Below are 25,052 nucleotides of genomic sequence, written 5' to 3'. Positions count from 1 at the left end.
GTCAACTGATCTTCCTCCGGTAGACGGCCATGGCGACGCCGTACGCCACGACGAGCAGGCCGGCACACCAGGCGAGGGCGATCCAGACATCGTCCCCGACCTGCTGCTGAGCGAACAGCTTGCGGATGGTGTCGACGATGGAGGTCACCGGCTGATTCTCGGCGAAGGCGCGTACCGGGCCGGGCATGCTCTCCGTCGGTACGAAGGCGGAGCTGACGAACGGCAGGAAGATGAGCGGGTAGGAGAACGCGCTCGCGCCGTCGACGGACTTCGCGGTCAGGCCCGGGATGACGGCGAGCCAGGTCAGGGCCAGCGTGAACAGCACCATGACCCCGGTGACCGCGAGCCAGTCCAGCACGCCGGCGCCCGAGCGGAAGCCCATGGCCAGGGCGACCAGCACCACCACCACGAGTGAGATCAGATTGGCGACCAGCGAGGTCAGCACGTGCGCCCACAGCACGGACGAACGGGCGATCGGCATGGACTGGAACCGCTCGAAGATGCCGCCCTTCATGTCGAGGAAGAGCCGGTACGCGGTGTAGGAGATGCCCGAGGCGACGGTGATGAGCAGGATGCCCGGCAGCAGGTAGTTCACGTACCTGTCGGACCCGGTCCGGATCGCGCCGCCGAAGACGTAGACGAACAGCAGCAGGAAGGCGATCGGCATGATGGCGGTCGTGATGATGGTGTCCGGGCTGCGGCTGATGTGGCGCAGGGACCGCCCCAGCAGGACGGCGGTGTCGCCGAAGAAGTGCTTGGTCATCGAGAGTCCTCAGTTGTTCGTGGTGGAGAGGTTGGCGGAGCCGGCGTCGGTGTCGGTGCTTTCGTCACCGACGATGGCGAGGAAGACGTCCTCGAGCGTCGGTTGCTTCTCGACGTACTCGACCTTGGCGGGCGGAAGGAGCTGCTTGAGTTCGGAAAGGGTGCCGTTGGCGATGATGCGCCCGTGGTGCAGGATCGCGATCCGGTCGGCGAGCTGTTCGGCCTCGTCGAGGTACTGCGTGGTGAGCAGCACCGTCGTACCCTGCCCGGCCAGCTCCCGGACGGCCTGCCACACCTCGAGACGCGCCTGCGGGTCGAGCCCGGTCGTCGGCTCGTCGAGGAAGATCACCGGCGGGTTCCCGATCAGGCTCATCGCGATGTCGAGACGGCGGCGCATGCCACCGGAGTACGTCGACACCCGCCGGGTCGCCGCGTCGGTCAGGGAGAAGCGGCCCAGCAGGTCGTCCGCGATGCGACCAGCATTCCTCAGGTGCCGCAGCCTCGCCATCAGCACCAGGTTCTCCCGACCGGTGAGGACCTCGTCGACGGCCGCGAACTGCCCGGTCAGGCTGATCGACTCACGCACCTGCGGTGCCTGCCCGGCCACGTCGAAGCCGTTGACGCCGGCTGTTCCCGCGTCCGCCCTGAGCAGCGTCGACAGGATGCGCACCAGCGTGGTCTTGCCCGCGCCGTTCGAGCCGAGCAGGGCGAAGATGCTGCCCCGGGCCACGTCGAGGTCCACCCCGCGCAGCACGTGCAGTTCCTGGTACGACTTCTCCAGGCCGCGTACCTGGATCGCAGGCTCGGTGGCCTGCTCGGATGTCATCCGGGGATTCATGGCGCCAGCATGCAGGGTTGACGCTGCGTCAAGGTCAAGCCGAGGAGAGGGATGACGCCAGAGCCGTCACGCGTATCCCATGGCCGGGATGATGTCGCCGAGCGCTGCTTCGATGACCTGGCGGATCTCGGCGTCGAACTGGTCGCTGCGGTTCGCCAGCTTGTGCGCCTGGAACGTCGACGGGGTGGCGACGTCGTCGACGCCGAGCCGTTCGAATAGGGCGCGGCGCTGCCCGGGCCAGTCGGCGGCGAGGTCTTCCGCTTTCACCTCGACGTATCGCCTGTCCGTCAGGTCGACCGTGTTCTTCCAGGTGAGCCAGCGGTGGTAGATCGGCGTGAGGTAGGCGAGCGCGCCGTCGACGGTGGGTGGTGCCCATGGCTGGGCCAGGTGGGAGGCGAGCACCGAGACCGGGTGACGCGTGATGTGCACGATGGTCGCTCCGGGGACCAGTTCCCAGAGGAAGTCCATGTACAGCAGGTTGAACGGTGTCTTCTCGCACCAGGTCGGCTTGCCCGCGTCGGCCGCCGCTCCGCCGAACAGGGTGTCGATCAGCCCGCGCAGGATGGCGATCAGTTCGGCCCGGTCACTGAAGTACCTGGGCAGTACCCGTCGGCGGCTCGGCGGCGCGAACGGCCCGGCAGGCCGGTCGGCGTCGCCGAAACCCTCCGGGGAGGCGGGCTCGTCGAACGTGCACGCGACCAACTGCGGCCAGAGCCGGTGTACGGCGTCCCGGTAGCGCTGCGCGCCGACCAGCTCGGGAACGGTCTTGCCGCGATCGTCGCGTCGGCCGGGCACTCGTACGGTGAGGAAGTCACCCAGCCGGTGCAGGGCGTCCTCGCCGACGGTGGGGTCGTACCGATCGGTGAGCGCGTCGGCCAGGTCCCGCAGTCCACCAGGGTCGATGAGGAACCGGGTCTCCATGGGAATCCGATGGATCAGCGGATGTTCACCGATGATGTCGGCGATCCGTGACGTTCCCGAACGACCCGTACCCGCGACGAAGACCGGTGAGGGGGAAGGCATGGCGAGCAGTCAAACTCTCCGCCGGACTCTCGGGCAATCCATTTGTCCCCGTCACGGCGTCCCGACGCGTTCGGCCAGCGAGACGATGATTCCTTCCGGCCCCCGCACGTACGCCATCCGCCAGGCGCCCTCGTACTCGCCGATACCGCCGACCAGTCCGTAGCCCTCGCTCGCTGCCCAGTCGACCGCGGCCCGCAGGTCGCTGACCTCGAAGGACACGTTGCGCAAGCCCAGTTCGTTGGCCATCGCGGTCGGCGAGCCGGGCACGGAGTCGGGCCGCACGAAGCGCGCGAGTTCCAGGCGGGCGCCACCGTCGGGCGACGTCAGCATGACGATCTCGGTACGCGAGTCGGGAATGCCGCAGACCGTCTCCAGGAACTCGCCCTCGACGAACATCCTCCCCTCGACCTCCAGGCCGAGCGCCACGAAGAAGGCGGTCACGACATCGAGATCGGCGACCGTGATGCCGACGTGGTCGAAGCGCCGTACGTATGACATGAACCGTGCCCCCATGGTCGGGTCTCGCTGATGCGAGGATCCCCTGGCCGACGCCGTGGTGGCGTTAGACTCGCCGGCCATGGGACCGCTCATCTTCAGCCTCAACCTCACCCTGGACGGTTGCGTCGACCACCAGGAGGGGATCGTGGACGACGAGACACACGCGTTCTTCACCCGTCTCATGGACGAGGGCGGGGCGATGCTGTGGGGCCGCGTCACCTACGAGATGATGGAGAGCTACTGGCCGGCCGTCGCCCGCGGCGATGTGGAGGCACCGGCGGCGATGCGCGAGTGGGCGGTCAAGCTGGAGGCCAAACCCAAGTACGTGGTGTCGTCGACGCGCACGGACTTCCCGTGGGCCAACAGCCACCACATTGCCGGCGATCTGCGCGAGGGCGTGCAGAAGCTCAAGGACGCGACCCCGGCCGGAGTCCTTCTCGGAAGCGGCAAGCTCGCGACCGAGCTCGACCGGCTGGACCTGATCGACGAGTACAGGTTGCTCGTCCATCCCCGGATCGCCGGCCACGGCCCGACGCTGTACCAGGACGGGCTGCCCGGCACGCGCCGGCTCGAGCTGCTCTCGGCGGAGCCGCTCCGCAACGGCGCGGTGGCCATGCACTACCGCCGCGTGCGCTGAATCACGGGTCGTCGCGGAACGGCCGTCCACCCTCGATCGTCGACAAGGCCGCCATCCTCGCCGTCCAGCGGTCGACGTACGTCCTGATCCCGTCGGCATTGCGCGGAATGCTCAACCAGTCCCAGGCGGCGTCGCGAATCTCCCGTTGGGCGATCATCTCAGTGCCAGAGCCGTAGTAGGGCACCGTGACCTACGAGCGATCCCTGGTCGCGTTCACCTTCCGCTGGCTGGTCCCAGCGACCGCGGAGGACGGGGAAGCAGTCGTCATCGGCAAGGCGGAGGCACTCGCTGCGGCCGCCGTCCGGGGACTCGGCGCCGACCACCGCGACCTGAAGTCGGTGGCGACGGACCTCGACAGCATCAAGGTCCGTCGGCGGTGACACGGCCGACCAGCCCTCGCCGGCCGCCGGGTCGACGGCGGCCCACAGGTCGTCGACCTCGAACGCGTCGCCCTGCTCCGAGCCGTGCGCCTCCGGTTGCGCCGCGCGGCGACCCTTGGTCGGATCGATCGACGTGGTCCCGGTCCGACGCGGGGAAGGATGGATCGTGCGGAGGTTGCTGTTCTTCCTGTCCGCTGCGGCGGTGGGTGTCGGTGTCCTGATCCTGATGACTGCCGGGACCGGGGCCGGGACGTGGTTCGGCATCACGTTCTGCGGCCTGCTGGTGCTGGGCTCAGCCGTCGGCGGCCGATGGGGTCGCGGGCCGGTGGCCCGAGGCGTACGCGCTCCGCTGTTGGCCACGGCGGGTGTGGCGCTCCTGGGGCTGTGCGCGGTGGCGGGCATCATGCTCGTCTGGCGGCCCTCGGTCGGAGCCGGCCTGCCGATGGTTCCCTTCCTGCTCTGCATGGCGATCGGGTCGTTGCTGATGGTGCCCGTCGGGGTGATGGGCGATGAGGCGGACGAGCGGCGCGAGTGATGCGGCTCGCCGTGACCGGCCCTGCCACCCGCAGACCCTTGCCGGGCCCCCGCCTTGATCCCCCGTCTTGGCGTGGCAGGGTGGCAGCCCTTCGCATGGCGCCGCCGGCGCCTCCTCGCCGTGGCCGAAGCGGGCCGGACACCAGCCGACGAACCTCGATCGATCCGACCGGCCGAAGTCTCCGAACTGGTGTCGATCACCAACCGGTACGCGTGATGATCTCCTGAGCGATGTCCTGGGCGGAACGGCCGTCGGTGTCGATGCGAAGGTCACCGATGTCGGCGCGGTCCAACGCCGCCGCTTGTGCGACGGCAGCTTCGCGCGCCTGAGCCAGCACGACAGGGGGTCGGCCACGCAGTTCGTCACCGGCGATGGGTGGGCCGCCGCCCAGCCCGCGGTGCCGGATGCGCTCGCCCAACTGCTCCGGGCCCGCGTGCAGTCGGTACAGCATCACGGTGGCGGCGGGAAGCGCCTCGAGATAGCGACGGACCTGGCTGTGGTCCGCTACCTGGCCGACCACCACCAGTCGCCGGGCCCCGTGCCGATGGAACTCGGCCCAGACGGCGGCGAGATTCGCCGCCTTGAGCCGGTGATTGCCGGCATCGTGCCCGAGCGCCGGGTCGAGGAAGCCGATCTGCTGCAGGTCGACGAACCCGGTGATGTGTCCCGCGCGCCGCGACCGTTCAGCCACCTCCCACCCGATCGTCGACTTCCCGACCGCGGTCGCACCGCACAGCCAGAGGATCTCACCGGGCGTTCGCGGGGGGTCCGGCCAGGGACCTGGCTGTCGGGCGGGATGCTTCGGCCATCGAGCGCGGACGGCTTCGAGCACCTCGACGGCGGTGCGCCCGGTGGTGTCCAGGACCCGATACGCAGGCGAGCTGCGATCCAGAAGCTCCGCCTCCCGTAGCGCGGATTCCCGCCGTTCTCCAGGGCGGGCCCGGATCTCCAGGCGTCGGCGCAGCTCCGGCTGGTCGCAACGCATCCGGAGCACGGTGAGCACGGCCTGCCTCAAGTACCCGGTATGCACGCCCCGACGGGAGTCCACGTATCCCGAGACGATGAGGCAGCCGGCACCCGCCGCCGCGAAATTCGCCACCACCCGGCCGAGGATGCGCCCCTCCAGCACGGTGCGGCCGGGGTCGGAGGGAAGCTCCGGGAAGCACATGCCCACCTGGTCGATGTCGACGTGGCCGGATCCAGGCAGCCCGGTGAACAGCTCCCACGCGATGGTCGACTTGCCGACGCCCGAGGGGCCACACAACCACAGCACGGGAAGGAGAGCCGGCACAGCCGGAGCATCGCCCACCGCCGCACCCACCAGCAACCACTTTTCCGGCGCGGCGTCGGTGGGACGGACGGCAGGAGAGCCGCACCTCGTCACAGGCCTGGGTGTCGACGGAGACGCGCACGCCGGCGCCAAGCAGGCCGTCGTACGGGTCACGGGAATGGTGGGCAGTCGAACTCTCAGCCCGCTGCCTGTGCAAACCCGTTGTCCCCGTCACCGGTTGGCACGCAACCGCCGCGCCGCGGGCGTGCCGGTGGTTGGCCTCGAACTGCGGGCGCCCCGGTCCGAGATGTCTCAGCCGTGTGCGAGCGTCCGATCGGCCGGCTGCCGGTGCGGCAGCGCGGCGAGGCCCAGCGCGAGGGTCAGCATGAGGCAGCCGAGCAGGAACGGCAGCGACATGACGGGTTGACCGAGCCACTCCCAGAGTGGATGCCAGCGGACGTGCGGCTCGCTCAGCTGGTGGGAGAGCAGCTGCGGCGCGCTCAGCAGGATCGGTGCCCACCACAGGAACATCGCGAAGCCGTACAGGAACTTCGCCGTTCCCTGGGCCGCCGGATGCCCCCCTTCCGTGCGTCGGCTGGCCCAGCCGAACAGGCACCAGCCGCTCGACGCGCCCAGCACGAAGGCGACGACACCGGCGGGAGACGAGCTCGAAGGGGTCGACCGGGTCATGGCGAAGTCCATCACCGGGGTCGTGTTGTCGGCGTTGATGTGTACTTCGAGGACGTTGTCGCCACGTTTCGCGTACACCGTGATGTCGGCGGGTATCGAGGCAGGGTCGCATCGCGGGTCGTCGGGAATGCAGTCGTACGCGTTCGAGTAGACCGGCTCGGTGTCGTCCCAGCCGGCGGCCTGGAGCCGCTGCCGGAGCTCGGCGAGGACGAGCGGACGGCCGGCGGGCAGCTGCTCGAAGGACGCGCCGAGCACGGCCAGCGAATACTCCCCGCCGTCACCCAACAGCAGGTCGGAGGCGGAGCTCCAGCTCAGCGGCTGCCCGTAGATGGTGAACGCGGAGGGTGGGTCGTCCCTGTCCAGGTGGCTCACCTGCTGGTCCGGATAGAGGTGGCCGACCGCGCCGGCCAGTTCGTCGTGGTCGAGCGGGCGGGAGTCGACCCAGGTGAGCCAGGTGGCGAAGGATGCGGCGAAGAGACCGCAGACCACCGCGAAGATCGATGCCCAGACGACCACGGAGCGACTCGCCGGTCGTCCGAGGCGGGCGCGCAGACCGTGGCGTACGAGATTCGCGGCCACCCGCGCACGTCGGCTGGTGGGTGCGACGTCCTGCACCGTCTCGAGGATTTCGGCGCCGCGCTCGCGGCGGTAGTCGCGCGGATAGGACAGCAGCAGCCAGCGGTGCACGGATTCTCCCAGGAGCTACGACGGTCGGGGGTCAGGCGAGCTTGGGCCGTAGGGTGTGCAGCCGGGATTCGGCGGCGGACGTCAGCTGGCGCAGCCGCTCCGTCTGGCGCACGAGCTCGGCGCGCCCGTCGGCGCGTAGCCGGTAGTAGCGGCGCAGCCGGCCGTCGACGACCTGCTCGTGGCTGAACTCGACCAGGCCCTGCGCGACCTGCCGGTCCAGGGCGGCGTAAAGGGTTCCCGGCAGCAGGGTGACGCGGCCGCCGGACAGGACACCGACCTCCTGGATGATCCCGTAACCGTGACGCGGCTCGTCGGCCAGCGCAGTCAGGATCAGAAAGGTGGCCTCACGCATCTCACTCACCGGAGCAACATATATTGCTGATCAATCCATTGTCCATGCTCGGGCGCGTTCGCCCGGTGGGCCAGGGATCCCTGACCATTCCCGTGGACCTGCGGGCGGAGCGCCGACTACCGCGACCTGAAGTCGGTGGCGACCGACCTCGACGACAGCAAGATCCGTCGGCGGTGACACGGTTAACCGGTGTCGCCGGAGAGTTCCGACCGGTACGAAGACCAGGTGCCCTTTCTCGCGCTCTCCGCCGCCGTCCTCCTGCTCGGCATCGCGGACTCGATGGTCAATTCCTACATCGTGCTCTTCGGCGCCGATGTGGTGGGTCTGACGCCGCTGCAGATCGGTGTGTGGGCCTCGGTGGTCGCCATCGGCGGCATCGCCATCGGCTGGTGGCTGGGCCGCTTGTTCGACCGCCGACCCGCGCGGACGTACGCGACAGCCGTGATCCTGTCGGGCTCGGCGGGCTATCTGCTGCTGCCGAAGGTCTCGAGCTTCCCGGTGTTGCTCCTGATGGCGGCGACGGTGCTCGGGGCGGTGGGAGCGGCCTTTCCGCAACTGTTCGCCCTGGCCCGCTCCGTGCTGGGCGAGGGCGCGGCCGGGCAGCGTTCCGCGCCGCTGCTGCGCTCGGCCTGGTCCCTGGCGTGGGCCGTCGGGCCGTTGCTGGGCGCGCTCGTGCTGTCCCGGGGCGGCTATTCAGGGCTGATGTGGACGGCCGCCGCGGTGTTCCTGGCCTCTGCGCTGACCGTTCTCGTCGTGCCGCGGCCCCGGCCCGTCGCGGGTGCGAGCACGTCGCCGGGAAGCATCCCCGTCCTGCTCACCGCCAGCGTCACCCTGTTCTTCGCCGCGATGTTCGCGGGCGGTGTGGCGCTGCCGTTGTTCGTCACGCGTGCCCTGCATCAACAGCCGGCGTCGGTCGGGGTGCTGTTCAGTGTGTGCGCGGCGGTGGAGGTGGTGGTCACCCTGGGGTTGGCCGTCGTTCCGGCGCGGGTCAGCCAGCGGGCCCTGATCCTCGGCGGCTTCTGCTCCTTCGTCTGCCTCTACGCCCTGACGGCCGTGTCCTCGACCATGCTGATGCTCGTGATCGGGCAGGTCTTCCGGGGCGTGGGGATCGCGATCGTCGGGGCGGCCGGCATCCGCTACTTCCAGGACCTCCTCGCCCCGGCGACCGGCCGCGCCACCACGCTCTTCGCCAACGCGTCCACAGCCGGCCTGCTGGTCTCCGGGATCCTGGCCGGCGTGGCCGTCGAGCACTTCGGCTATCGGGCGACGTTCTGCCTCTGCGGGGCGGCGGCCGGGCTGGGCGGGGTCGCCTTCGCCCTCGGTTCCCGCCGCCGGGCCGCCAGCCGGCCCGCGGAGAAGGTGTACAGCAGCGTTTGAGAAAGGCCGGACCGGTGTTGGCGGGCCGATGGTGACATCGGCCCGCCTGCTGTTCGGTGCGCCGCGCTCAGGGACGGTCGGTGCCGGGCAGCTCGCCACTGCCGCGGACGATGTCGCGGTAGATTGCGAAGGCGGGCTTGGGTCGGTAGGTGTCGGTGAGGAGCCCGAGGGTCCCGGTGGGTTCCGTGGAACCACTGTCGCCGTCCCGCAGGCTGAACAGTTCGTAATGGGTGATGTTCAGCGTCTCCTGTTCGGCGAGGATGACACCGAGCATGTCGGACAGTGAGTCGCACTGGTCCTGCTCGGTGCGCGGTGACCCGCTCGGGGTGCCGTTCTCCACGATGTGGAGGGGAGTGCCGGGTGGGATGTGCGCCCGGGGCAGGGATCCGTTCCGCAAGTGGTGCAGGGCGTGTCTGGTGAGGGATGCGGTGTCTCTCGGGTTGCCTCGCGGGGCGACGGGTGAGAAGGCGTCGGGATACAGGCCCAGGCCGACGTAGTCGACGTGGGCCGCGAAGTCCCGGTACGGGAGCGACGAGAGGTACGACCAGAACTGCTCGTCGCCGCCCAACCATTCGGCTGGCTCGGCGACCGAGAAGCCGACCCGTACGTGCTGGAGCCCTTGCCGGTCCAGTACGGCACGGGCGTGCGGGATGCCGACGGTGAGGGCTTCGAGGACGCCGGGAGCGCTCCCGTCGATGAGCGGGATGGGGAAGTTCGGTTCGAGCGTCACCTGGAGGTAGCGCGTCAGGTGACCGTAGCGGTCGATGACAGTGTCGAGGAACTTCAGCCATCCGGAGAGGTCGGCGACGCGGGGGAGGTAGCTGACCACGAGATCCAGTTCGCGGCTGTCCTCGACGTACCACTCGTCGGGCATGGTGAGGTGGTCGAGTTCGTGTTCGGCGCCGAGTGAGGTGACGACGTCCGGCGGTGCCGTGTCGCCGAAGAAGTGCACGTACTCGCGGATGACGAAGGGACGACCGCCCGCCAGGTCGGCGACGACGCGGCGGATCGCGGCGACGTCGGGTGGGTGGGAACAGACCGTGCCGGCCCGCCCGCCGGGATAGATACCGAACTTCACGCGTCTGCCCTCCCGTGTTGGTCGATCTGCCGGACCGGCCAGGCGATCTCGTGTGTCCGCATTCGCCGCACCAGGGTCCGGAGCCAGGTGACCTCGGCGGCGACGATGGTGCGCCAGTAGGCGACTTCGAGCATGTGCACTTCGAGTACGTCGCCGTCCGGGAGCTGCGAAAGGGCGGCCAGTTCCTGGTCCAGTCGGTCGGCCCGACCGGACAGGATGGACGACGCGTGCTCGCTCGGAAGAACTCCGACATAGGCGACCGCCATGACGAAGTCCACGGACGCTGCGGGGGTGTCGCGCACCCCGGCCTCGACCTTGCGGCGGAAGTCGGCCAGACCGGCGGCGGTCAACTGGTACGCCGTACGTGGTGGCCGGTTGTCCACTCGCTCGGGAGGACGGGCGGAGACCAGACCGGCCTTGTCGAGCGCCTTCAGCAGGGTGGTGACCGTGCTGCGGGTGACCGGGAGGTGTCCGTATCGCTCGCGCAGACGTGTCGTGAGGTCGTAACCGTGTGCCGGCTGCTCGACGAGGAGTCCGAGGATCGGCAACACCAGGCTGTTCCGGGACGCATTCAGGGGCACCCGAGCAACCTATAGGCGTATACGACTATTCGCAAGGCCGGGTCGGGTGCCGGGGACGACGCCCTGGATCAGTGCACGGGACCGGGCCCGGTCGAGGGCGGCAGATTGGCGACGACAAGCTCCACGGCTTCCTCCGCTGACCCGGCCAGACCGATGAGCCGTTCGTAACCGGCGGAGATGACCTGGTAGGGCGGGCCGCCGCAGGCGATGAGCGGCAGGTCGTGAACGGGTTTGTCGGGCCAGGCCCACGGGGTTCTGAAGAACCTCAGCGTTCCGTGCGTGGCGAAGGGGAAGAGCGTGCGCAACGTGGGGTTCTCGTAGGCGGCCTTGAAGACCGGATGCTCCGACCACCACTGCTGCTTGTCATCCAACAGTTCGCGCCAAGCTCTGTCGGCCGCTGCTGCCGGCTCCATCTGCACAACCTTTCCTGAGCGCCGTGGACGACCTGCCACGAGCGTCTGCGCCGCTGGACCGCCGACGGCACGTGGGACACACCGTCGTGGAACGCGGCCTCGGTGCCATGATCCGGCCCCGATGACGACCTCACTGCTGCTGATCCACGCTCTTACCGAGGGACAGGCCGGATGCGGAACGCGGTAAGTGGCAGCGTCGAGAGCAAGGTGTGCCTCAGCATTGGCCAGGCGCAGCTCCACCAATGAAACAACATCCGCCAGGCTCGCCGGCCGAACCGTCAGCCCTTTCTCCGCCATCATCCCGATCCTAGGGTCCACACAGGCGGTCGGGTGCCCATGCGTGGCGACGTGCCCGATGATCAGGACCGATAGTCACCCCACCGAAGTGGTAGAGCGCTGATTTCAGGGATGTTATTCAGGCTGTCGAGGCGGGTTCAGCCAGGCGAGAGGTTGCCCGTGGATTGCGGCGTCGGCGAGGCGGTGAGCCGATTCGGTCTTGAGCGCAGCCCGCGAGCTGTCGATCCACCGCTGGACGTTGTCGATGCCTTGGTGGCGGTACTCGACGGCCTGGACGAGGCATTCCAGCTTGTCGGCGTCGCGGGCCACGACGGCTTCGAGGGTCTCGCCGGCCTCGTACTCGGTGACGGCATCGGTGATGACGTCGGCGACCACAGGAGGGCAGTTGGCAACCTGGTCGGCGGTGACGGTGGTGTTGGGCGCGGCGGTCAGGTAGCGCTTGGCGATGTGGGGGATGTCGGTGATCCGGGTTTCCTGGGTGTCGTGCAGAACGCACAGCATGGATACGCGCGCCGGGTCCGCCCCCTCCATGGCAGCCAGCATCATCCCGATGAGCGCGGTACGGAACGAGTGCTCGGCGATGAACCCGGGTTCTTCACGCCGGCGAACCACCAGCCGGTTCGCGCTGCCCGCTTCAGCACACCCGCTTCGAAGATGAAACTCATCGCCCCGGCGGCGTCGTGGTCGTCGCTCATCTGCCCGTCCCTGTCCGGTCAACCCGCCCGACATGGCCCGAGACGCGGCTGAGGGCTACACGGTACCGTCCGATTGGCGGCTACCCACGAGTTGGACTGGTCGGCAGTCCCAGTCCTCGACCTGGAAGCAGGCGAAGGTATGGCTACCAAGGCAGACACGATCGGTGCCCGGATCCGCTACTGGAGGATGCGCCGTGGCGGAATGAGCCAGGCCGTTCTCGCCGGGCTGGCGGGGGTCAGCCAGCCGTACATCTCGCAGGTCGAGTCCGGCCACAAGACCATCGACCGACGCTCCACCCTGGTCGCCGTCGCCGCCGCGTTGCAGGTCACGGTCGCTGATCTGCTCGGGCAGGGCACCGAGCCCGGCGATCCGGCTCGGGAGCGTGCCGCCGAGAGCGTACCGGCCATCTGGTCCGCTCTCATCGAGATCGAGGATGGTGAGCGCCGGTCATCGAGCCGGGGAAGGAATGAGCTGACCGCCGACGTGGCACGCAGCGACGAGCTTCGCAACCTTTGCAACTATCCGGCGATGGCCCGGATGCTTCCCCATCTGCTGCTGGACGCCGCGGCGATCGGCGGCACCGTACTGGCTCGGGTGGCGTACCAGGCGTCGACCTGCCTGCGCAATCTCGGGTACCGGCACCTGGCACTCAACGCCGCTCGGATCGCGGTGACCGCCGCCGAGGAGGCCGAGGAGCCGGCGTGGCTCGCCGCATCCCGCTTTGCCTACGCGCAGAGTCTGCCGATCGAGTCCGCTCCGCTGGCCGCCCGGGCTGCCGACCGCTCGCTGGCTGCGCTTCAGCCTGCGGCCGCCGACGAGAGGGTCCGGCAGATGCTCGGGCAGCTGCACCTGTCGGCCGCGCTGACCTCCACAGTGAGCGGGCGAGCTGATGTCGCTCGTGATCATCTCACCGAGGCGGCTCGTGAGGCGGCGACCCTCGGTGATCCGCCGGACGGCGCCGGCTTCAACGGCTGCGGCTTCGGGCCGACCAACGTGGGACTGTGGGAGATGTCCATCGCGGCGGAATCGGGGGAGCCCGGCCGGGTGATCGAGCTGTCCCGAACGGTGCGGCCCCAGATCCTCGTGGCATCGATCCGCCAGATGTCCTACTGGGTCGACCTCGGTCGTGCGCTGGCCGACTCCGGCCGGCGGGACACCGAGGCGCTGGCAGCGTTCGTACGGGCGGAGCAGGCCGCGCCCGTGCCGTTCGCGCTGAATCCGCTGGTGCAGGATGCGGTCGTGGCGATGGCGCAGCGGGCGAAGCAGCGGGCCGTGCCGCGCGATCTGCGACTGCTGGCCGGCCGACTGGGCATCAACCTGGCGTCATAACCGACGGTAATTACGCGATCACCTGTCGGCTCTACTGTCCGTTTCGGAGGAGGCGATTGTCTCCCGTGGCCGGGTGCGGCGGAGCCACGTTCTCTCACGGCTGACCGATCGCGCCCCTACCGGCGGAGGTAGCGATGGGCGGTCGGCGCGACGCCGCGCGGCAGAGTCTGGGCCAGCAGATCCAGGCGGCCGAGCAGGAGGCGGCGAAGCGTCGCATCCTCGCGATGGCCAACCCGGATCAGACGCCGACCGGCGAGGTCGGGCCAGCGGTGCCGAGCCTGCGTTGGTCCCTCCTCGGCGTCAGCGGTAGGTGCGATGGCCGCTTCGCGCCACGGGTCACATACGAGGCGTATCTGCTCGCTGTCGCGCTGACGCTCGCACGGCGGCACCGGCCGTTGTGGAGCTGGCGGAGGTGGCGGCGGGTCTGCCGGTGCGGTGCGGACCTGCCGTGCCGAGCCCGCCACCGCATCCCGATCAACCGCGGCCACTGGCCGGACCAGGGGGAGCAGTGAGCGACGACGAGCCCGTACACCTGCGGGGTCGGGACGGGATGTGCGTGGGGCGCCGGGCGCGGCTGGTGCCGTACCCGTGCCGGCAGGTGGAGTGGGTGACCGGCCAGCGGGCGCGGGCGGCCGCCGCGCGGTTCCCGGGGGTGCGCGGGTGACCACCCACGGCCCGGTGCCGCCGGTCTGGTCGTGCGGTGGTTGCGGTGCGCCGTGGCCGTGCGCGACCCGCCGCCGTGAACTGCGGGCGGAGTACGCGGACGCTCCGGTGTCGTTGGCGTTGTACCTGGGGGCGCAGCTCGTCCACGCCACTGCGGACCTGAGCTGGGCGCCGGCCGGCGCGTTGCACCGGCGCTTCCTGGGGTGGCTGCGGTGAGCATCCTGCGACCGGGGGACGAGAAGTTCCACTACAGCGACGGTTCGCACAGGTGGATCCCGCCGGATCCGGACTACGACCAGGAGGTGTGGGACGAGCAGGTCCGCCAGCACAAGCAAGGTCACCTGCGCAACGAGCAGCCGAAGGTCCGTCTCCAGCGCCTCGCGTGAGCGGCGTCAGACCGTGGACGCGCCGGCCCGGGCGCGACCGTATTCGGCCAAGGAGTGGAAGGCGGCCTTCGGCTCCCACGGCATGCCCGGGTAGGCGGTCCCGGTGCGGCCGGGTGGGAGGACCTTCACGATGCCGAAGCTGCCCCGGTCGAAGTCCTGCGCGGGATCGTCCGAGGTGGGCAGGTGCCGGGCGGCGAAGGTCTGGACGAAGGCGGTGTCCACGCCACCGGCGTCCCAGACGTCGAGGAGATCGCGCAGGTAGGCGGCCTGCTCGGGTTCGTCGCGATCGACGGGTTCGGTGAGTCGGACGGGCCGCGCGGTGTGCTGGTCGTACTCGATGATGTCGCTGCGGCTGCCCCGGTCGGCGGCGCCGGTGAAGGCCGCGCAGCCGAACTCGGTGACGGCGACGGGCTTGCCCCGGGCGGTCATGGCGGCGAGGCTCGCCGGCAGGGCGGCGGCGTTGCTGGCGTCGCGGTAGCCGGCGTCGGTGGCGATGAAGTCGAACGGCGTCCAGTCAACCGCCTCCATAGGGAGCGACGCGTACCCTATGAGGCCACCGAAACGGGCGCGGGCGCCCGCGGCGGCGCGGGCCAGCAGCGCGTTGGTCTCCCGCTGCACGGTGGGAAGGACCTCGCGGACCCGCGCCGGGTCGGTGAGGACGGCCGCCCGCTCGGTCAGGGTGGCGCCGGGCAGGATCCCGAGGGTCATGATGCTGATCTCCGAGCCGGTGAGGAACCGGATGTTCGCCCCGTCCCGCCGGATCCGCTCGGCGCGTTCGGCGGCGTCCAGCAGGAAGGTCAGGAGCTGGTCAGGGGTCAGGTCGTTGGTGAACGGGCAGTACCAGACCTCCAGGCCGGCGGCTGCCGCGTGCCGGGCGGCGACCGCCAGGCGGTCGGCGACCCCACCGGTGATCCGGACGGCGTCGGCGTGCAGGTCGTCGCGGATGACCCGCATGTCCCGGGCGACGACGTCGGGGTCGAAGGGTTCGTGGGTGGTGGTTCCGACGGTGGTGAAGCCGGTGTCGTAGGTGACGCCCCAGGCGCGCATTGCTACCTCCTTTAGGGTACGGGCAGTACCTTACATGGGTTGGCGTACGATGCGTACCGTGGCGGCCGGACAGCGACGACGAGGTGCGGAGCTGGAGGACGCGATCCTGCGGGCCGCCGCCGAGGAGCTGACCGCCTCCGGTTACGCCGGCATGACGATGGACAAGGTCGCCCGGCGCGCCGGCACCAACAAGAACGCCATCTACCGGCGCTGGCCGCAGCGCGCCGCGCTCGGCATCGCCGCCTACAAGCACCTGGCCGACACCCGCACCCCGACGCCGGACACCGGCAGCCTCCGGGGCGACGCGTTGGAGCTGCTGCGGCGGGCCAACGCGACCTGGTCCTCACCCTTCGGGGCGATCCTGCGGGACCTCCTGGCGGCGGCCGCCGACGAGCCGGCGCTGCTGGAGCTGTTGCGCGAGCAGGCCGGCGGCCGGGCGATGAACGCCGCCTGGTTCACCCTGCTCAGCCGGGCGGTGGCCCGTGGCGAGGCGCCCCCGGAGGCGGTGCAGCCGCGGGTGGCGGCGCTGCCACTGATGCTCCTGCGCGGGGAGTACGCCCTGCGGGGGATTCCGTCCGTGCCCGACGAGGTGCTGGTCGAGATCGTCGACGAGATCTTCCTGCCGCTGGTGCGCGGCCGAGGCCTGACCCACTGACCGGGAGCCGAGCGGGCACCGCCGGGGGTGCTCGGAAAACTGACGCGACGGTCAGCGCAGTGAGCATGTCGGTCGTGAGTCCGACAGCTGTCTCCACCGGTCGCCGGTCCCTTCGTCATCGTCGCGCGATCCTGCGGAAAGGGCCTGGACACGGCATACGCTGCGGAGCCGAACCATGGCGTCATCGTCTGGGCCGCACACGGGCAGCCGCAGCAGTTGTGGACGCTGAGGCCCAGCGGCGTCGAGGGGGAGGTCCTCATCGTCTCGGAGTCGAACGGTTTGGCGCTGAGCGCCGCACCGCATCCCGAGATGCGCGAGCCCGACGGTTCTCCTTCGCAGCGGTGGCGACTGAGCGGCACGCCCGACGGCATCGGATACACCGTTCAGTCGATGGGCAATCACCTGTTCCTCACCTTGAACGAGGATGCCGACACCGGGTGGCAGCCCTGGTTCGAGGCTCGCCACGGTCGCATCCCGCAACAATGGCTCTTCGCGCTCCCTTACGGTGCGCCGAAGGCCTGACCGGTGTCCGCAGGCAACTCTCCGAGCTGCGGAACCCCTACCGAAGCCGGGCCCACGGGCCGTTCGTCGAGGAGTTGCTCACGGAGGATGTCGGCGTGCCCGCAGTGCTGGGCGAGCTCGCGCAGCACGTGGAGATAGACCCACCGCAGCGGAAGCGGACCCCGCGGATGTCCGGGAAGGATGTCGTCCAGCTCCAAGGCCGACGTCGTACGGCGTGCCGCCGCGCAGGCTTCGCGGTGCGCGAGCCGCACGGTGGCGATCGTGTCGTCGTCGGTGAGGAGGAACGAGTCCTCGGACGCCGCCGGGATGCCGATCTCCGCGCGCGACCGGCCCGTGACGGCCTGGTCGAACCAGACCTTCTCCACAAAGGTCACGTGCTTCACCAGGCCCAGCAGCGTCGTCCGGGAGGCCACCAACGACCGGCGCGCCTGTTCCTCGGTCAGCCCGTCCAGGCAACCGTTGAGCGCGTCGCGGTGCTCGTCGAGGAACGACTCGAACTGGGCCCGGGGCGGCTGGGCGATGACCTGGTCGGCGAAGGTCGGTGGGAGGGACGGCATGCCCGAAGCATTCCACGACGCGACCGACGACGCTTCCCCTTGATCCTCAAGCCGGTCGAGGGTGCACCCTTCACCTCAGCGTCCGGCAGGTGTCCGGCGAGGGAGGAGGGTTTCGCAGATGCTCGCCCTGGAAGAGTTGCACCCGATGTTTCGCGCCAGTTGGGGAGCCGACACCTGCGACCCGCACGACGCGCGGGACTGGGGGCCGGAGAATCCCGCCCGGGGGCAGTGCGGAGTGACCGCGTTGGTCGTCCAGGACCTGCTCGGCGGGGAACTGGTCCTCGGCGAGGTCTTCGTCGGCGCCGCCAAGGTCGGTCACCACTACTGGAACCGGCTGCCCGACGGTCGCCAGGTGGACCTCACGGCTGATCAGTTCCGGCCGAAAGAGGTCGTCGTCGGCGGTGAGGTGCAGCACCGGCCACCGGGCGTCCCGCGACGATGCCGCGAGCAGTACCGGACCCTGCGGCTGCGGGTGCTGGCGCAGCTCGACGGCGTAGCGACGGGCTGCCGGGAACGGTGACGGGCCGCCGGCCACGGGGCGCCGGTGCTAGCGCTGGCGGGGGAGCCGTTCCGCCAGCGTCTCGCGCAGGTCGTCGGGCAGCCCGTCGATCCCGATCAGCTCGGGCAGCAGCTCCGGCTCGGTCAGGTACGCCCGGAACGCGCGCGCGATCGTCACCCCGTGCGCCGGGCGGTCCGCCACGGTCACCGGGTCACCGGCGCGCACCTCGCCCGGCTCCAGCACCCGCAGGTAGGCCCCGGGGCGATCGGCACGGGTGAAGGTCCTGACCCAGTGCGGCTCGCCCATCCGGTGCCCGAACGTGACGCACGGGATGCGGCCGAACGTCGGCTGGAGCACCAACCGCGGACCGATGTGCCACCGCTCGCCGATGACCGCGCCGTTGACGTCCACGCCCTCGGTGGTCAGGTTCTCGCCGAAGAGCCCGTTGGCCAGCGGGCGGCCCAGCCGCGCCTGCCACCAGTCGTAGTCCTCCCGCGCGTACGCGTAGACCGCCTGGTCGTCGCCGCCGTGGTGTTCGATGTCGAAGATCTGGTCGCCGACCAGGCCGCTGTGCAGCCCCGTCGTCTTCGGTCCTGGCGCCCGCACGGGCACCGGGTGGTCGACCGGCCGTTTGTCGATGCCGGTGACACCGACGCCCTTGGCCGGGTTGGGCTGCGGCACCGCCAGGTTGACCGAGACGATCGTGGACACGGCCGGCAGCCTAGCCGTCGGCGTCGTCGGCGCGCGCCGCGGTTTCCGGCGGCCCGGCGGAGCCAACAGGGGTGGCCTTCTGCGGGTGGATCGTCTCGTGTCGGGCCAGCATGGCGACGAACTCGCTGATCTTGCGCGCCCGGGTCTCCGCCCGTTTCACGGCGTTGACGCGGTGGATGAGAGAGAACCGGTTGGTCCTGGTGAGCACGTCGAACATGGCCTGCGCGGCGGGCTCGGCGGCGATGGCGGCGAGGAGATCGGCCGGCACCTCCGCCTCGGACGGCGGGGCGTAGGCGGCGGCCCATCGGCCGTCCGCCTTCGCGGCTTCCACCGCGGCGCGGCCCGCCGGCTGCATGCGCCCGTCTGCCTCAAGCCGGGCCACGTGGGCGACGTTCCGTTGCGACCAGGAACTGCGGGGCTGGCGAGGGGTGAACCGGATCCAGGAACTCTCCTCGTCCCGCTTCCGGGCCTGCCCGTCGATCCAGCCGAAGCACAGGGCCTCGTCGACCGCCTGCTGCCAGGTCAGGGTGGTGACCGTGCCGCCCTTCCTGGTCAGGGCGAGCCACACGCCGGGCGACGTGGCGTGGTTGACCGACAACCACGCGCGAAGCCCGTCGGCGTCGGCAACGATCAGCTCATCCAGTTCCGCCCTCGCCATGACAGCAGGCTATCGCTGCGCTGTGACACCTTGGCCTCTGCCGCTTTGGCCTGCGCTTTCACCTTTTCGGTTGACGCGGTCGCACGGCGAGGGTAGCTTGATTTTCAACTAGCAGGTTGAAAGTGCGGGAGGGGTGTCGATGGCGGCGGACACGCTGTCGCGGGTCTTCGCGGCGCTCGCGGATCCGACCCGGCGCGACATGGTGGCTCGGCTGGCGGTGGGCGACGCGACGGTGAACCAGCTCGCCGAGCCTTACCCGATCTCGTTGCAGGCGGTCTACAAGCACCTCAAGGTGTTGGAGGACGCCGGGGTGGTGAGCCGGCCCGCTGGGCCGCAACCCCGTCCGGTAAGGCTGGAAGTCGAGGTCTTCGACCTGATGGAGACGTGGATCGAACGCTACCGGCGCCAGGCCGAGGAGCGGTACCGCCGCCTCGACGCCGTACTGGCACAGATGAACCAGGACACGACCGACCAGACCGAGGAAGGAAGGGTGGCATGAGCGCCATCACCGAGACGACCATCGAGGCCGACCCGAAGGTGCCGATCATCCGGATGCGCCGAGAGTTCCACGCCACGCCCGAGCAGCTGTTCCGGGCGCACACCGATCCGCAGCTCTTCGTGCGGTGGGTCGGCCCTGACGGGATGGACACCCGCATCGAGGAGTGGGACGCGCGCCCGGGCGGCAGTTGGCGCTACGTGGCCACCCGCGACGGGGAGCAGTACGCGTTCCGGGGCTGCTTCCACGACGTACGGCCGGACCGGATCGTCCAGACCTTCACCTTCGAGGGTCAACCCGACGGCGTGGCGCTGGAGACGCTGTGGTTCGAGCGGCTCGACGGCGGGCGGACGCTGCTGCGTACCCAGTCGCTGGTGGAAAGCTTCGAGGCCCGCGACGCATGGCTGGCCGGCGGCATGGAGACCGGGGTCAACGAGGGCTACGCAAAGCTCGAAGGGCTGCTCGCCGATGGCACTGTCTGACCGGCCCGCCGAGCGGCACCGACAGGTCAGCCGCGGGTTCACCGACCGGGTCCACGGTGCCCGGTCGTGGGACGCGCCCGCGCCGGTCGCCGGATGGACCGCCCGCGACGTCGTACGCCACCTCACCGAATGGTTGCCGCCGTTCCTGGCCGCCGGCGCCGGTGTCCGGCTGCCCGCCGGGCCGTCGGTCGACGACGACCCGGCCGCCGCGTGGCAGGCCCACCGCGACGCGGTGCAGTCCCTGCTCGACGACCCGGCCACGGCCGGCCGTCGGCTGTCGAATCCGCATCTCGGCGAGTTGCCGCTGGACCGCGCGATCGACCAGTTCTACACGACCGACGTGTTCATGCACACCTGGGACCTGGCCCGGGCGACCGGCCAGGACGACCGCCTCGACCGGGAGCACTGTGCGCAACTGCTGGCCGGGATGCAGCCGATGGAGGAGATCATCCGCTCGTCCGGGCAGTACGGTCCCCGCGTACCGGTCAAGGACGACGCCGACCCGCAGACCAGACTGCTCGGCTTCATCGGCCGTGACCCGGAGTGGACCGCCTGACCCGAAGCGCCCGTCCCGGCTCGTCGGCATCGTTGTCGGACCCGCTCGTTAGCATCGCCGCGATCGCCGAAGGGAGGGAGAACCAGGTGGCCCAGGACGACGTCACGATGTTCGTCGACAGGGATCTGCGGGGCGCGCGGTTTACCAGGTCGACGCTGGCCGGCGCGGTGATGCGGGGCGTCGACGTGCGCGGGCTCGACATCGACGCGCCGTGGCTCGCGGACGGTGCGCTGGTGGTCAACGGGGTCGACGTGGCGCCGCTCGTCGAGGCCGAGCTCAACCGGCGGTTTCCCGGGCGAGAGCTGCGGCACGCCATGGATCCCGACGGCCTGCGCGGGGCGTGGGCGGCGCTGGAGCGGGCCTGGGCGGCGGCGGTCGACCGCGTCGCGTCCATGCCCGACGGTGCCGCCGACGTCTCGGTCGACGGCGAGTGGTCGTTCGCGCAGACCCTGCGCCACCTCGCGTTCGCCACCGACGCGTGGCTCGGCAAGGCGATCCAGCGGCGGCCGCAGCCCTTCCACCCGCTCGGCCAACCCCACGTCGAGTACGAGACGGACGGATACGACACGTCGATCTTCGCGACCGGGCAGCCGACCCTCGCCGAGACGCTCGAGCTGCGTGCCGAGCGGCAGGCCATGGTGCGCGACTTCCTCGCCGACGTCACGCCGGAGCTGCTCGCCGAGTCGCGACCGACCGCCTGGTCGGCCGAGCGCGAGGAGCCGGTTGTGCACTGCCTGCACGTGATCCTGGAGGAGGAGTGGGAGCACCTCCGCTACGCCCTGCGCGACCTCGACGCACAGTGACAAGGCCCGAAAGGCCCCCGCCCAGAGACATCGGGTGCTGCCGCTGCCGGGCGAACGCGGGGCGGCGGGACCGGCCGCGCCGCGGCGGGAAATTTCTCCGCCGGCCGTGTCGATCCGCGGGCCGCGCGTTCGACGTGACGGTGCGAGGGCCGACAGGCGGCCCCGGACGAGGAGAACGCGATGTCGAAGTACCTGCTGATTATGCGGGGTACCGACGAGTCGAACGCGGCGATGATGGCCGACATCGACGAGATGATGACCACCACCCGCCAGTTCATCGAGGAGATGATCAAGGCCGGTGTGCTCCTCGCGGCGGAAGGGCTGGACGATCCGGCCCAGGGCGTCGTGGTCGACTTCAGCGGCGCCGCCCCGGTGGTCACCGACGGGCCGTACGGCGAGACCAGGGAACTGTTCGGCGGCTACTTCCTGCTCGACGTCGCCTCGAAACGTGAGGCGGTCGAGTGGGCCACGCGGGTCCCGGCGGCCCTCGGGTCGAAGATCGAGGTGCGGCGGGTGGCCGAGGCCGACGAGGTCCCGCAGGGCAGCGGGAACAACGGCCCGCTCTGATGGGTGCGGCCGCTGTCGAGGCCGTCTGGCGGATCGAGTCAGCGCGGATCGTCGCCGCGCTGACCCGCTTCACCGGCGACTTCGGGCTGGCCGAGGACGCGGCCCAGGAGGCGGTGGCCGAAGCGTTGGTGTCCTGGCCGCTCGCCGCCCCGGCGAATCCGGCCGGCTGGCTGATGGCCACCGCCCGGCGGCGGGCGATCGACGCGGTCCGCCGTCAGGCTGCCCTCCGACACCGGTACGCCCTCCTGGCCGCCGACCCGGGGGTCGACGAGGAAATCGACCCGGACCGGATCGACGACGACGTGCTGGCGTTGATGTTCGTCAGCTGTCACCCGGTGCTCTCCCCGGAGACCCGGGTGGCGCTGACCCTGCGCGTCGTCGGCGGCCTCTCCACCGAGCAGATCGCCCGCGCGTTCCTGGTGACCGTGCCGACCGTGCAGGCCCGCATCACCCGGGGCAAGAAGACGATCGCGGCGGCCGGCGTGCCGTTCGAGCTGCCGGCTGCCGACGAGCGCCGCGAGCGGCTCGGCGGTGTGCTCGGCGTCCTCTACGTGATCTTCACCGAGGGGGCGACGGCCACGTCGGGGGACCGGCTGCTGCGTCCCGAGGTCGCGTACGAGGCGATTCGGCTGGCCCGCACGCTGGCCGCGTTGCAGCCGGCCGAACCGGAGGTGCACGGCCTGCTCGCCCTGTTCGAGCTGACGGCCGCGCGTTTCCCGGCCCGGACCGCCCCGGACGGTTCGCCGGTCCTGCTGGCGGAGCAGGACCGGCGGCGGTGGGACGTATCGGCGGTCCGCCGCGGGCTGGCCGCGCTGGCCAGGGCATCGGCTCGCGGCCTCGGTCCGTACGGCCTGCAGGCGGCGATCGCCGCCACCCACGCCTCCGCGCCCTCGGTCGAGGCGACCGACTGGGACCGGATCGTGCTGCTCTACGAGGCACTCGGCCGGGTCGCGCCCTCGCCGGTGGTCGAGCTGAACCGGGCCGTCGCCGTCGCCATGGCCTCGGGCCCGGCGCAGGCCCTGGCCATCGTGGACGAGCTGATCGCCGCGGACCGGCTCCCCGGTTCGCACCTGGTCCCCACCGTGCGCGGTGAGCTGCTGGCCCGGCTCGGCCGGCGACCGGAGGCGTGCGCCGAGCTGGAGCGGGCGGCCCGGCTCTGCACCAACCAGCGGGAGCGCTCGGTGCTGCTGTGCAAGGCGGCCACCCTGAGCTGACATCCCCGGCGGGCGCTCAGTCCTCGATCGACGGCTGGTCGGCCGGCGGTGGCGGTTCCGCCGCGGCCAGGGCCTGGAAACACGGGCGCAGCAGGTCGATGATCTGGTCAGGCGGGGCGTCGGCGAGGCGGCCGAGTCGGAGCAGGTAACGCTCGATGATCACGCCGTGGACGATGGCGCTGAGCAGGCTGGCGCGCAGTTCCGCGTCGGCGGTGGGGATCCCGGCGGTGATCCGGGCGAGCTGGGGCTCGGCTGCCGCCCGGTACCGGTCGGCGGCGTCGGGGTTGGTGAGCATGGAACGCAGGACGGCGAGTGAGGCCGCCGGCTCGCTGTCCAGGCGCTTGGCCAGCGAGGTGAGCAGCCCCTCGGGCACCTCGTCGACGGCATCGCCGGGCACCTCGTCGGCGGGCAGCGTCGCGGCCCGCGCGAAGAGCTCGTCCTTCGTGCCGAAGTAGTGCATGACCAGGCCGGCGTCGACGTTCGCCGCCCGGGCCACGGCACGGATCGTGGTGCGGTCGTAGCCGAGTTCGGCGAACATCTGGCGGGCCGCGGCGAGGATCCTGTCCTCGGTCCGGCGGCGTTGCTGGGCCCGGGTCGGTCTGGCGCTCGGCTCCGTCACCTGCTCATTCTACGGTCGTTGACAGAGCCCGATCCTCATTCTACGGTCGTTCAATCAACAGGCGTTCAACGAGAGGTGGGACGATGACCGGCACACCGCGCGAACTCGTCGAGAGGGTGCTCCGGGCCGGCCGCGAACGGGATGTCGAGACGTTCGTGGCGCTGATGGCGCCCGACGGCTACCTCGAGTGGCCGTACCGACCGCCGGGCGTGCCCGCGCGGGTGCAGGGCCGGCCGGCGATCCGCGAGCACCTGGCCCGGGTGGCCGACGCCGCCATCCGGGTGGACGAGCACCGCCACGTCGTGCTCCACGAGACCACCGATCCCCACGTGGTCATCGTCGAGTACGACGCACACGGCACCGTCGTGCCGACCGGCGCGCCGTTCCAGCAGACCGTCATCGCCGTGTTCCGCGTGCGGGACGGCCAGATCCTCTCGTGCCGCGACTACGTCAACCCGCTGCCGCTGATCGAGGCGCTCGCCGGCACCGCCCGGGCGGGCGCGTAGCAAAAGGGGCCGGTCACCCGGTGGGCAGCCGACGGCCTCCGTGGGACGCCACCAACGCGTCCGCCACGAGTTCCGCGTCCGCGTCCGCGACGTCCGCCGGATACTCCGGGAGGAGGTCGTCCCAGACGACCAGCCACGATCCGTACAGCTGGGCCTGTCCCTCGGGCCGCGCGAAGAACCACACGTGCAGGTGCGCGCCGCCGTCCCCGATGCGATAGACGTGGGCCCGCGAGATGTGCGGCAGCGCCTGCACGTGGCGGACGATGCGGGTGCTCAGCAGGCCCAGTTCGGCGGCCAGCTCGTCGGGCAGATCCGCCATGTCGTAGTGCTCGCGCGGATGGAGCATGAGCACCAGCGGGACACCTACTCCCGCGATCCGGGTCAGCCGCCAGTGGTCGTTGACCCAGATCCCTTCGTCCCGGTCCCGGCAGGAGCTGCAGTCCGATGGGTCCTCGCCGTGCCGCGAGGGCTCCGGGAGCACCGGCGGGCGCAACGGCGACACCCGCAGCCCGTCCGGCTCGAAGGGGCTGATCTGCCAACCCGTCATGCGGGCCAGCGGGAGCCGGCGCTCGCCGTCCGCGACGGAGATCGCGTGGTCGTAGAACTCGTCCGGTGTCAGGGCCATGCGGCGAAGGCTAGTACGACACGGTCCGACGTGGTCGACGGCT

36 protein-coding genes and 1 pseudogene are annotated in these 25,052 nt (G+C 70.6%); 19 read left to right on the top strand and 18 right to left on the bottom strand.

Annotated elements, in window-relative coordinates:
- Nucleotide 1: 1 nt before the first annotated feature.
- The 4 genes from MRQ36_RS00860 to MRQ36_RS00845 all read right to left on the bottom strand — a co-directional run bounded on the left by MRQ36_RS00860 (nt 2) and on the right by MRQ36_RS00845 (nt 3,121).
- A complete protein-coding gene (locus MRQ36_RS00860) occupies nt 2-763 on the bottom strand; it encodes an ABC transporter permease (RefSeq protein WP_242791506.1) in 762 nt (253 codons plus the stop codon).
- A 9-nt stretch (nt 764-772) separates the two neighbouring features.
- Nucleotides 773-1,588 carry an ABC transporter ATP-binding protein gene (locus tag MRQ36_RS00855; RefSeq protein ID WP_242791504.1) on the bottom strand — a complete coding sequence of 272 codons (816 nt, stop codon included), beginning with the start codon at nt 1,586-1,588 and terminating at the stop codon, nt 773-775.
- Nucleotides 1,589-1,666: 78 nt separating this feature from the next.
- Nucleotides 1,667-2,521 (bottom strand): sulfotransferase, encoded by an 855-nt coding sequence (locus tag MRQ36_RS00850; protein ID WP_242791502.1) that lies wholly within the window; start codon nt 2,519-2,521, stop codon nt 1,667-1,669.
- Between the two features lie 153 nt (nt 2,522-2,674).
- On the bottom strand, nt 2,675-3,121 hold the full coding sequence (locus MRQ36_RS00845) for a VOC family protein (protein ID WP_242791500.1): 447 nt from the start codon (nt 3,119-3,121) through the stop codon (nt 2,675-2,677).
- Between the two features lie 79 nt (nt 3,122-3,200).
- Here MRQ36_RS00845 and MRQ36_RS00840 point away from each other — a divergent pair, with 79 nt between their 5' ends.
- Nucleotides 3,201-3,758 carry a dihydrofolate reductase family protein gene (locus MRQ36_RS00840; RefSeq protein ID WP_242791498.1) on the top strand — a complete coding sequence of 186 codons (558 nt, stop codon included), beginning with the start codon at nt 3,201-3,203 and terminating at the stop codon, nt 3,756-3,758.
- 1 nt (nt 3,759) lies between these two features.
- Here MRQ36_RS00840 and MRQ36_RS00835 read toward each other — a convergent pair whose 3' ends face one another.
- Complete coding sequence (locus MRQ36_RS00835) at nt 3,760-3,942, bottom strand: hypothetical protein (RefSeq protein WP_242791496.1); 183 nt, start codon at nt 3,940-3,942, stop codon at nt 3,760-3,762.
- Between the two features lies 1 nt (nt 3,943).
- On the opposite strand from MRQ36_RS00835, the gene MRQ36_RS00830 reads away from it, so the two are divergent.
- Both MRQ36_RS00830 and MRQ36_RS00825 read left to right on the top strand, forming a co-directional pair.
- Nucleotides 3,944-4,138 (top strand): DUF6204 family protein, encoded by a 195-nt coding sequence (locus MRQ36_RS00830; RefSeq protein ID WP_242791494.1) that lies wholly within the window; start codon nt 3,944-3,946, stop codon nt 4,136-4,138.
- A gap of 175 nt (nt 4,139-4,313) precedes the next feature.
- Nucleotides 4,314-4,673: a hypothetical protein gene (locus MRQ36_RS00825; RefSeq protein ID WP_242791485.1), complete on the top strand. Its 360-nt coding sequence runs from the start codon at nt 4,314-4,316 to the stop codon at nt 4,671-4,673.
- A gap of 196 nt (nt 4,674-4,869) precedes the next feature.
- Here the strand turns inward: MRQ36_RS00825 and MRQ36_RS00820 are convergent, their stop codons facing one another.
- The 3 genes from MRQ36_RS00820 to MRQ36_RS00810 all read right to left on the bottom strand — a co-directional run bounded on the left by MRQ36_RS00820 (nt 4,870) and on the right by MRQ36_RS00810 (nt 7,672).
- Complete coding sequence (locus tag MRQ36_RS00820) at nt 4,870-5,994, bottom strand: AAA family ATPase (protein ID WP_242791484.1); 1,125 nt, start codon at nt 5,992-5,994, stop codon at nt 4,870-4,872.
- A gap of 261 nt (nt 5,995-6,255) precedes the next feature.
- Nucleotides 6,256-7,320, bottom strand: a complete 1,065-nt coding sequence (locus MRQ36_RS00815; protein WP_242791483.1) for a hypothetical protein — start codon at nt 7,318-7,320, stop codon at nt 6,256-6,258.
- A gap of 31 nt (nt 7,321-7,351) precedes the next feature.
- Nucleotides 7,352-7,672, bottom strand: coding sequence for a PadR family transcriptional regulator (locus MRQ36_RS00810; protein ID WP_242800784.1), 321 nt, complete (start codon nt 7,670-7,672; stop codon nt 7,352-7,354).
- Nucleotides 7,673-7,897: 225 nt separating this feature from the next.
- Between MRQ36_RS00810 and MRQ36_RS00805 the strand changes: the two genes are divergently transcribed.
- Complete coding sequence (locus MRQ36_RS00805; RefSeq protein WP_242791482.1) at nt 7,898-9,049, top strand: MFS transporter; 1,152 nt, start codon at nt 7,898-7,900, stop codon at nt 9,047-9,049.
- Nucleotides 9,050-9,116: 67 nt separating this feature from the next.
- On the opposite strand, the gene MRQ36_RS00800 is transcribed toward MRQ36_RS00805, so the two are convergent.
- The 4 genes and pseudogenes from MRQ36_RS00800 to MRQ36_RS00785 all read right to left on the bottom strand — a co-directional run bounded on the left by MRQ36_RS00800 (nt 9,117) and on the right by MRQ36_RS00785 (nt 12,113).
- Entirely contained in the window at nt 9,117-10,127 is a 1,011-nt protein-coding gene (locus MRQ36_RS00800) for a hypothetical protein (protein WP_242791481.1), read from the bottom strand.
- The gene (locus MRQ36_RS00795; protein ID WP_242791480.1) at nt 10,124-10,708 is read right to left on the bottom strand and encodes a PadR family transcriptional regulator; all 585 of its coding nucleotides are present in this window, start codon (nt 10,706-10,708) and stop codon (nt 10,124-10,126) included. The genes MRQ36_RS00800 and MRQ36_RS00795 overlap by 4 nt, the downstream gene beginning before the upstream one ends.
- A gap of 68 nt (nt 10,709-10,776) precedes the next feature.
- Nucleotides 10,777-11,121, bottom strand: coding sequence for a DUF6193 family natural product biosynthesis protein (locus tag MRQ36_RS00790; protein ID WP_242791479.1), 345 nt, complete (start codon nt 11,119-11,121; stop codon nt 10,777-10,779).
- A 411-nt stretch (nt 11,122-11,532) separates the two neighbouring features.
- Nucleotides 11,533-12,113 (bottom strand): annotated as a pseudogene (locus MRQ36_RS00785) (HD family hydrolase).
- 139 nt (nt 12,114-12,252) lie between these two features.
- Between MRQ36_RS00785 and MRQ36_RS00780 the strand changes: the two are divergent.
- From MRQ36_RS00780 to MRQ36_RS00760, 5 genes are all read left to right on the top strand, one after another.
- The gene (locus MRQ36_RS00780; RefSeq protein WP_242800782.1) at nt 12,253-13,443 is read left to right on the top strand and encodes a helix-turn-helix domain-containing protein; all 1,191 of its coding nucleotides are present in this window, start codon (nt 12,253-12,255) and stop codon (nt 13,441-13,443) included.
- A gap of 134 nt (nt 13,444-13,577) precedes the next feature.
- A complete protein-coding gene (locus tag MRQ36_RS34265) occupies nt 13,578-13,955 on the top strand; it encodes a hypothetical protein (RefSeq protein WP_242791477.1) in 378 nt (125 codons plus the stop codon).
- Nucleotides 13,952-14,107 carry a hypothetical protein gene (locus MRQ36_RS34260; protein WP_242791475.1) on the top strand — a complete coding sequence of 52 codons (156 nt, stop codon included), beginning with the start codon at nt 13,952-13,954 and terminating at the stop codon, nt 14,105-14,107. Before MRQ36_RS34265 ends, MRQ36_RS34260 begins: the two co-directional genes overlap by 4 nt.
- Nucleotides 14,104-14,322: a hypothetical protein gene (locus MRQ36_RS00765; protein WP_242791473.1), complete on the top strand. Its 219-nt coding sequence runs from the start codon at nt 14,104-14,106 to the stop codon at nt 14,320-14,322. The genes MRQ36_RS34260 and MRQ36_RS00765 overlap by 4 nt, the downstream gene beginning before the upstream one ends.
- Nucleotides 14,319-14,492: a hypothetical protein gene (locus MRQ36_RS00760; RefSeq protein ID WP_242791471.1), complete on the top strand. Its 174-nt coding sequence runs from the start codon at nt 14,319-14,321 to the stop codon at nt 14,490-14,492. Before MRQ36_RS00765 ends, MRQ36_RS00760 begins: the two co-directional genes overlap by 4 nt.
- A gap of 6 nt (nt 14,493-14,498) precedes the next feature.
- On the opposite strand, the gene MRQ36_RS00755 is transcribed toward MRQ36_RS00760, so the two are convergent.
- Nucleotides 14,499-15,539, bottom strand: coding sequence for a hypothetical protein (locus tag MRQ36_RS00755; RefSeq protein WP_242791469.1), 1,041 nt, complete (start codon nt 15,537-15,539; stop codon nt 14,499-14,501).
- 58 nt (nt 15,540-15,597) lie between these two features.
- Between MRQ36_RS00755 and MRQ36_RS00750 the strand changes: the two genes are divergently transcribed.
- Together MRQ36_RS00750 and MRQ36_RS00745 are read left to right on the top strand one after the other, a co-directional pair.
- Nucleotides 15,598-16,194: a TetR/AcrR family transcriptional regulator gene (locus MRQ36_RS00750; protein WP_242791467.1), complete on the top strand. Its 597-nt coding sequence runs from the start codon at nt 15,598-15,600 to the stop codon at nt 16,192-16,194.
- A 216-nt stretch (nt 16,195-16,410) separates the two neighbouring features.
- Nucleotides 16,411-16,716, top strand: a complete 306-nt coding sequence (locus MRQ36_RS00745; protein WP_242791466.1) for an RICIN domain-containing protein — start codon at nt 16,411-16,413, stop codon at nt 16,714-16,716.
- Here MRQ36_RS00745 and MRQ36_RS00740 read toward each other — a convergent pair.
- The gene (locus tag MRQ36_RS00740) at nt 16,695-17,273 is read right to left on the bottom strand and encodes a DinB family protein (RefSeq protein WP_242791465.1); all 579 of its coding nucleotides are present in this window, start codon (nt 17,271-17,273) and stop codon (nt 16,695-16,697) included. The two genes, MRQ36_RS00745 and MRQ36_RS00740, sit on opposite strands and share 22 nt — an antisense overlap.
- A 118-nt stretch (nt 17,274-17,391) precedes the next feature.
- Between MRQ36_RS00740 and MRQ36_RS00735 the strand changes: the two genes are divergently transcribed.
- The gene (locus MRQ36_RS00735; protein WP_242791464.1) at nt 17,392-17,793 is read left to right on the top strand and encodes a hypothetical protein; all 402 of its coding nucleotides are present in this window, start codon (nt 17,392-17,394) and stop codon (nt 17,791-17,793) included.
- 27 nt (nt 17,794-17,820) lie between these two features.
- Here the strand turns inward: MRQ36_RS00735 and MRQ36_RS00730 are convergent, their stop codons facing one another.
- The gene (locus MRQ36_RS00730) at nt 17,821-18,483 is read right to left on the bottom strand and encodes an MOSC domain-containing protein (RefSeq protein WP_242791463.1); all 663 of its coding nucleotides are present in this window, start codon (nt 18,481-18,483) and stop codon (nt 17,821-17,823) included.
- Between the two features lie 10 nt (nt 18,484-18,493).
- Nucleotides 18,494-19,141, bottom strand: coding sequence for a YdeI family protein (locus tag MRQ36_RS00725; RefSeq protein WP_242791462.1), 648 nt, complete (start codon nt 19,139-19,141; stop codon nt 18,494-18,496).
- Nucleotides 19,142-19,280: 139 nt separating this feature from the next.
- On the opposite strand from MRQ36_RS00725, the gene MRQ36_RS00720 reads away from it, so the two are divergent.
- The 6 genes from MRQ36_RS00720 to MRQ36_RS00695 all read left to right on the top strand — a co-directional run bounded on the left by MRQ36_RS00720 (nt 19,281) and on the right by MRQ36_RS00695 (nt 23,259).
- Nucleotides 19,281-19,640 carry a metalloregulator ArsR/SmtB family transcription factor gene (locus MRQ36_RS00720; RefSeq protein ID WP_242791460.1) on the top strand — a complete coding sequence of 120 codons (360 nt, stop codon included), beginning with the start codon at nt 19,281-19,283 and terminating at the stop codon, nt 19,638-19,640.
- The gene (locus tag MRQ36_RS00715) at nt 19,637-20,119 is read left to right on the top strand and encodes an SRPBCC family protein (RefSeq protein WP_242791458.1); all 483 of its coding nucleotides are present in this window, start codon (nt 19,637-19,639) and stop codon (nt 20,117-20,119) included. The genes MRQ36_RS00720 and MRQ36_RS00715 overlap by 4 nt, the downstream gene beginning before the upstream one ends.
- Entirely contained in the window at nt 20,106-20,675 is a 570-nt protein-coding gene (locus MRQ36_RS00710) for a TIGR03086 family metal-binding protein (RefSeq protein WP_242791456.1), read from the top strand. Before MRQ36_RS00715 ends, MRQ36_RS00710 begins: the two co-directional genes overlap by 14 nt.
- The gene (locus MRQ36_RS00705; protein WP_242791455.1) at nt 20,663-21,478 is read left to right on the top strand and encodes a DinB family protein; all 816 of its coding nucleotides are present in this window, start codon (nt 20,663-20,665) and stop codon (nt 21,476-21,478) included. The genes MRQ36_RS00710 and MRQ36_RS00705 overlap by 13 nt, the downstream gene beginning before the upstream one ends.
- 180 nt (nt 21,479-21,658) lie before the next feature.
- Complete coding sequence (locus MRQ36_RS00700; protein ID WP_242791454.1) at nt 21,659-22,045, top strand: YciI family protein; 387 nt, start codon at nt 21,659-21,661, stop codon at nt 22,043-22,045.
- The gene (locus MRQ36_RS00695) at nt 22,045-23,259 is read left to right on the top strand and encodes an RNA polymerase sigma factor (protein ID WP_242791453.1); all 1,215 of its coding nucleotides are present in this window, start codon (nt 22,045-22,047) and stop codon (nt 23,257-23,259) included. Before MRQ36_RS00700 ends, MRQ36_RS00695 begins: the two co-directional genes overlap by 1 nt.
- Nucleotides 23,260-23,275: 16 nt before the next feature.
- Here MRQ36_RS00695 and MRQ36_RS00690 read toward each other — a convergent pair whose 3' ends face one another.
- Nucleotides 23,276-23,878, bottom strand: a complete 603-nt coding sequence (locus tag MRQ36_RS00690; protein WP_242791448.1) for a TetR/AcrR family transcriptional regulator — start codon at nt 23,876-23,878, stop codon at nt 23,276-23,278.
- Nucleotides 23,879-23,961: 83 nt separating this feature from the next.
- On the opposite strand from MRQ36_RS00690, the gene MRQ36_RS00685 reads away from it, so the two are divergent.
- Nucleotides 23,962-24,384: a nuclear transport factor 2 family protein gene (locus tag MRQ36_RS00685; protein ID WP_242791446.1), complete on the top strand. Its 423-nt coding sequence runs from the start codon at nt 23,962-23,964 to the stop codon at nt 24,382-24,384.
- Nucleotides 24,385-24,397: 13 nt separating this feature from the next.
- On the opposite strand, the gene MRQ36_RS00680 is transcribed toward MRQ36_RS00685, so the two are convergent.
- The gene (locus MRQ36_RS00680) at nt 24,398-25,009 is read right to left on the bottom strand and encodes a hypothetical protein (RefSeq protein WP_242791444.1); all 612 of its coding nucleotides are present in this window, start codon (nt 25,007-25,009) and stop codon (nt 24,398-24,400) included.
- Between the last annotated feature and the right edge of the window lie 43 nt (nt 25,010-25,052).

Origin of the sequence: Micromonospora sp. R77 (assembly GCF_022747945.1) — a bacterium.
In the GTDB taxonomy this organism is placed as follows: domain Bacteria; phylum Actinomycetota; class Actinomycetes; order Mycobacteriales; family Micromonosporaceae; genus Micromonospora.
This window is presented reverse-complemented; position numbering and strand designations above follow the sequence as displayed.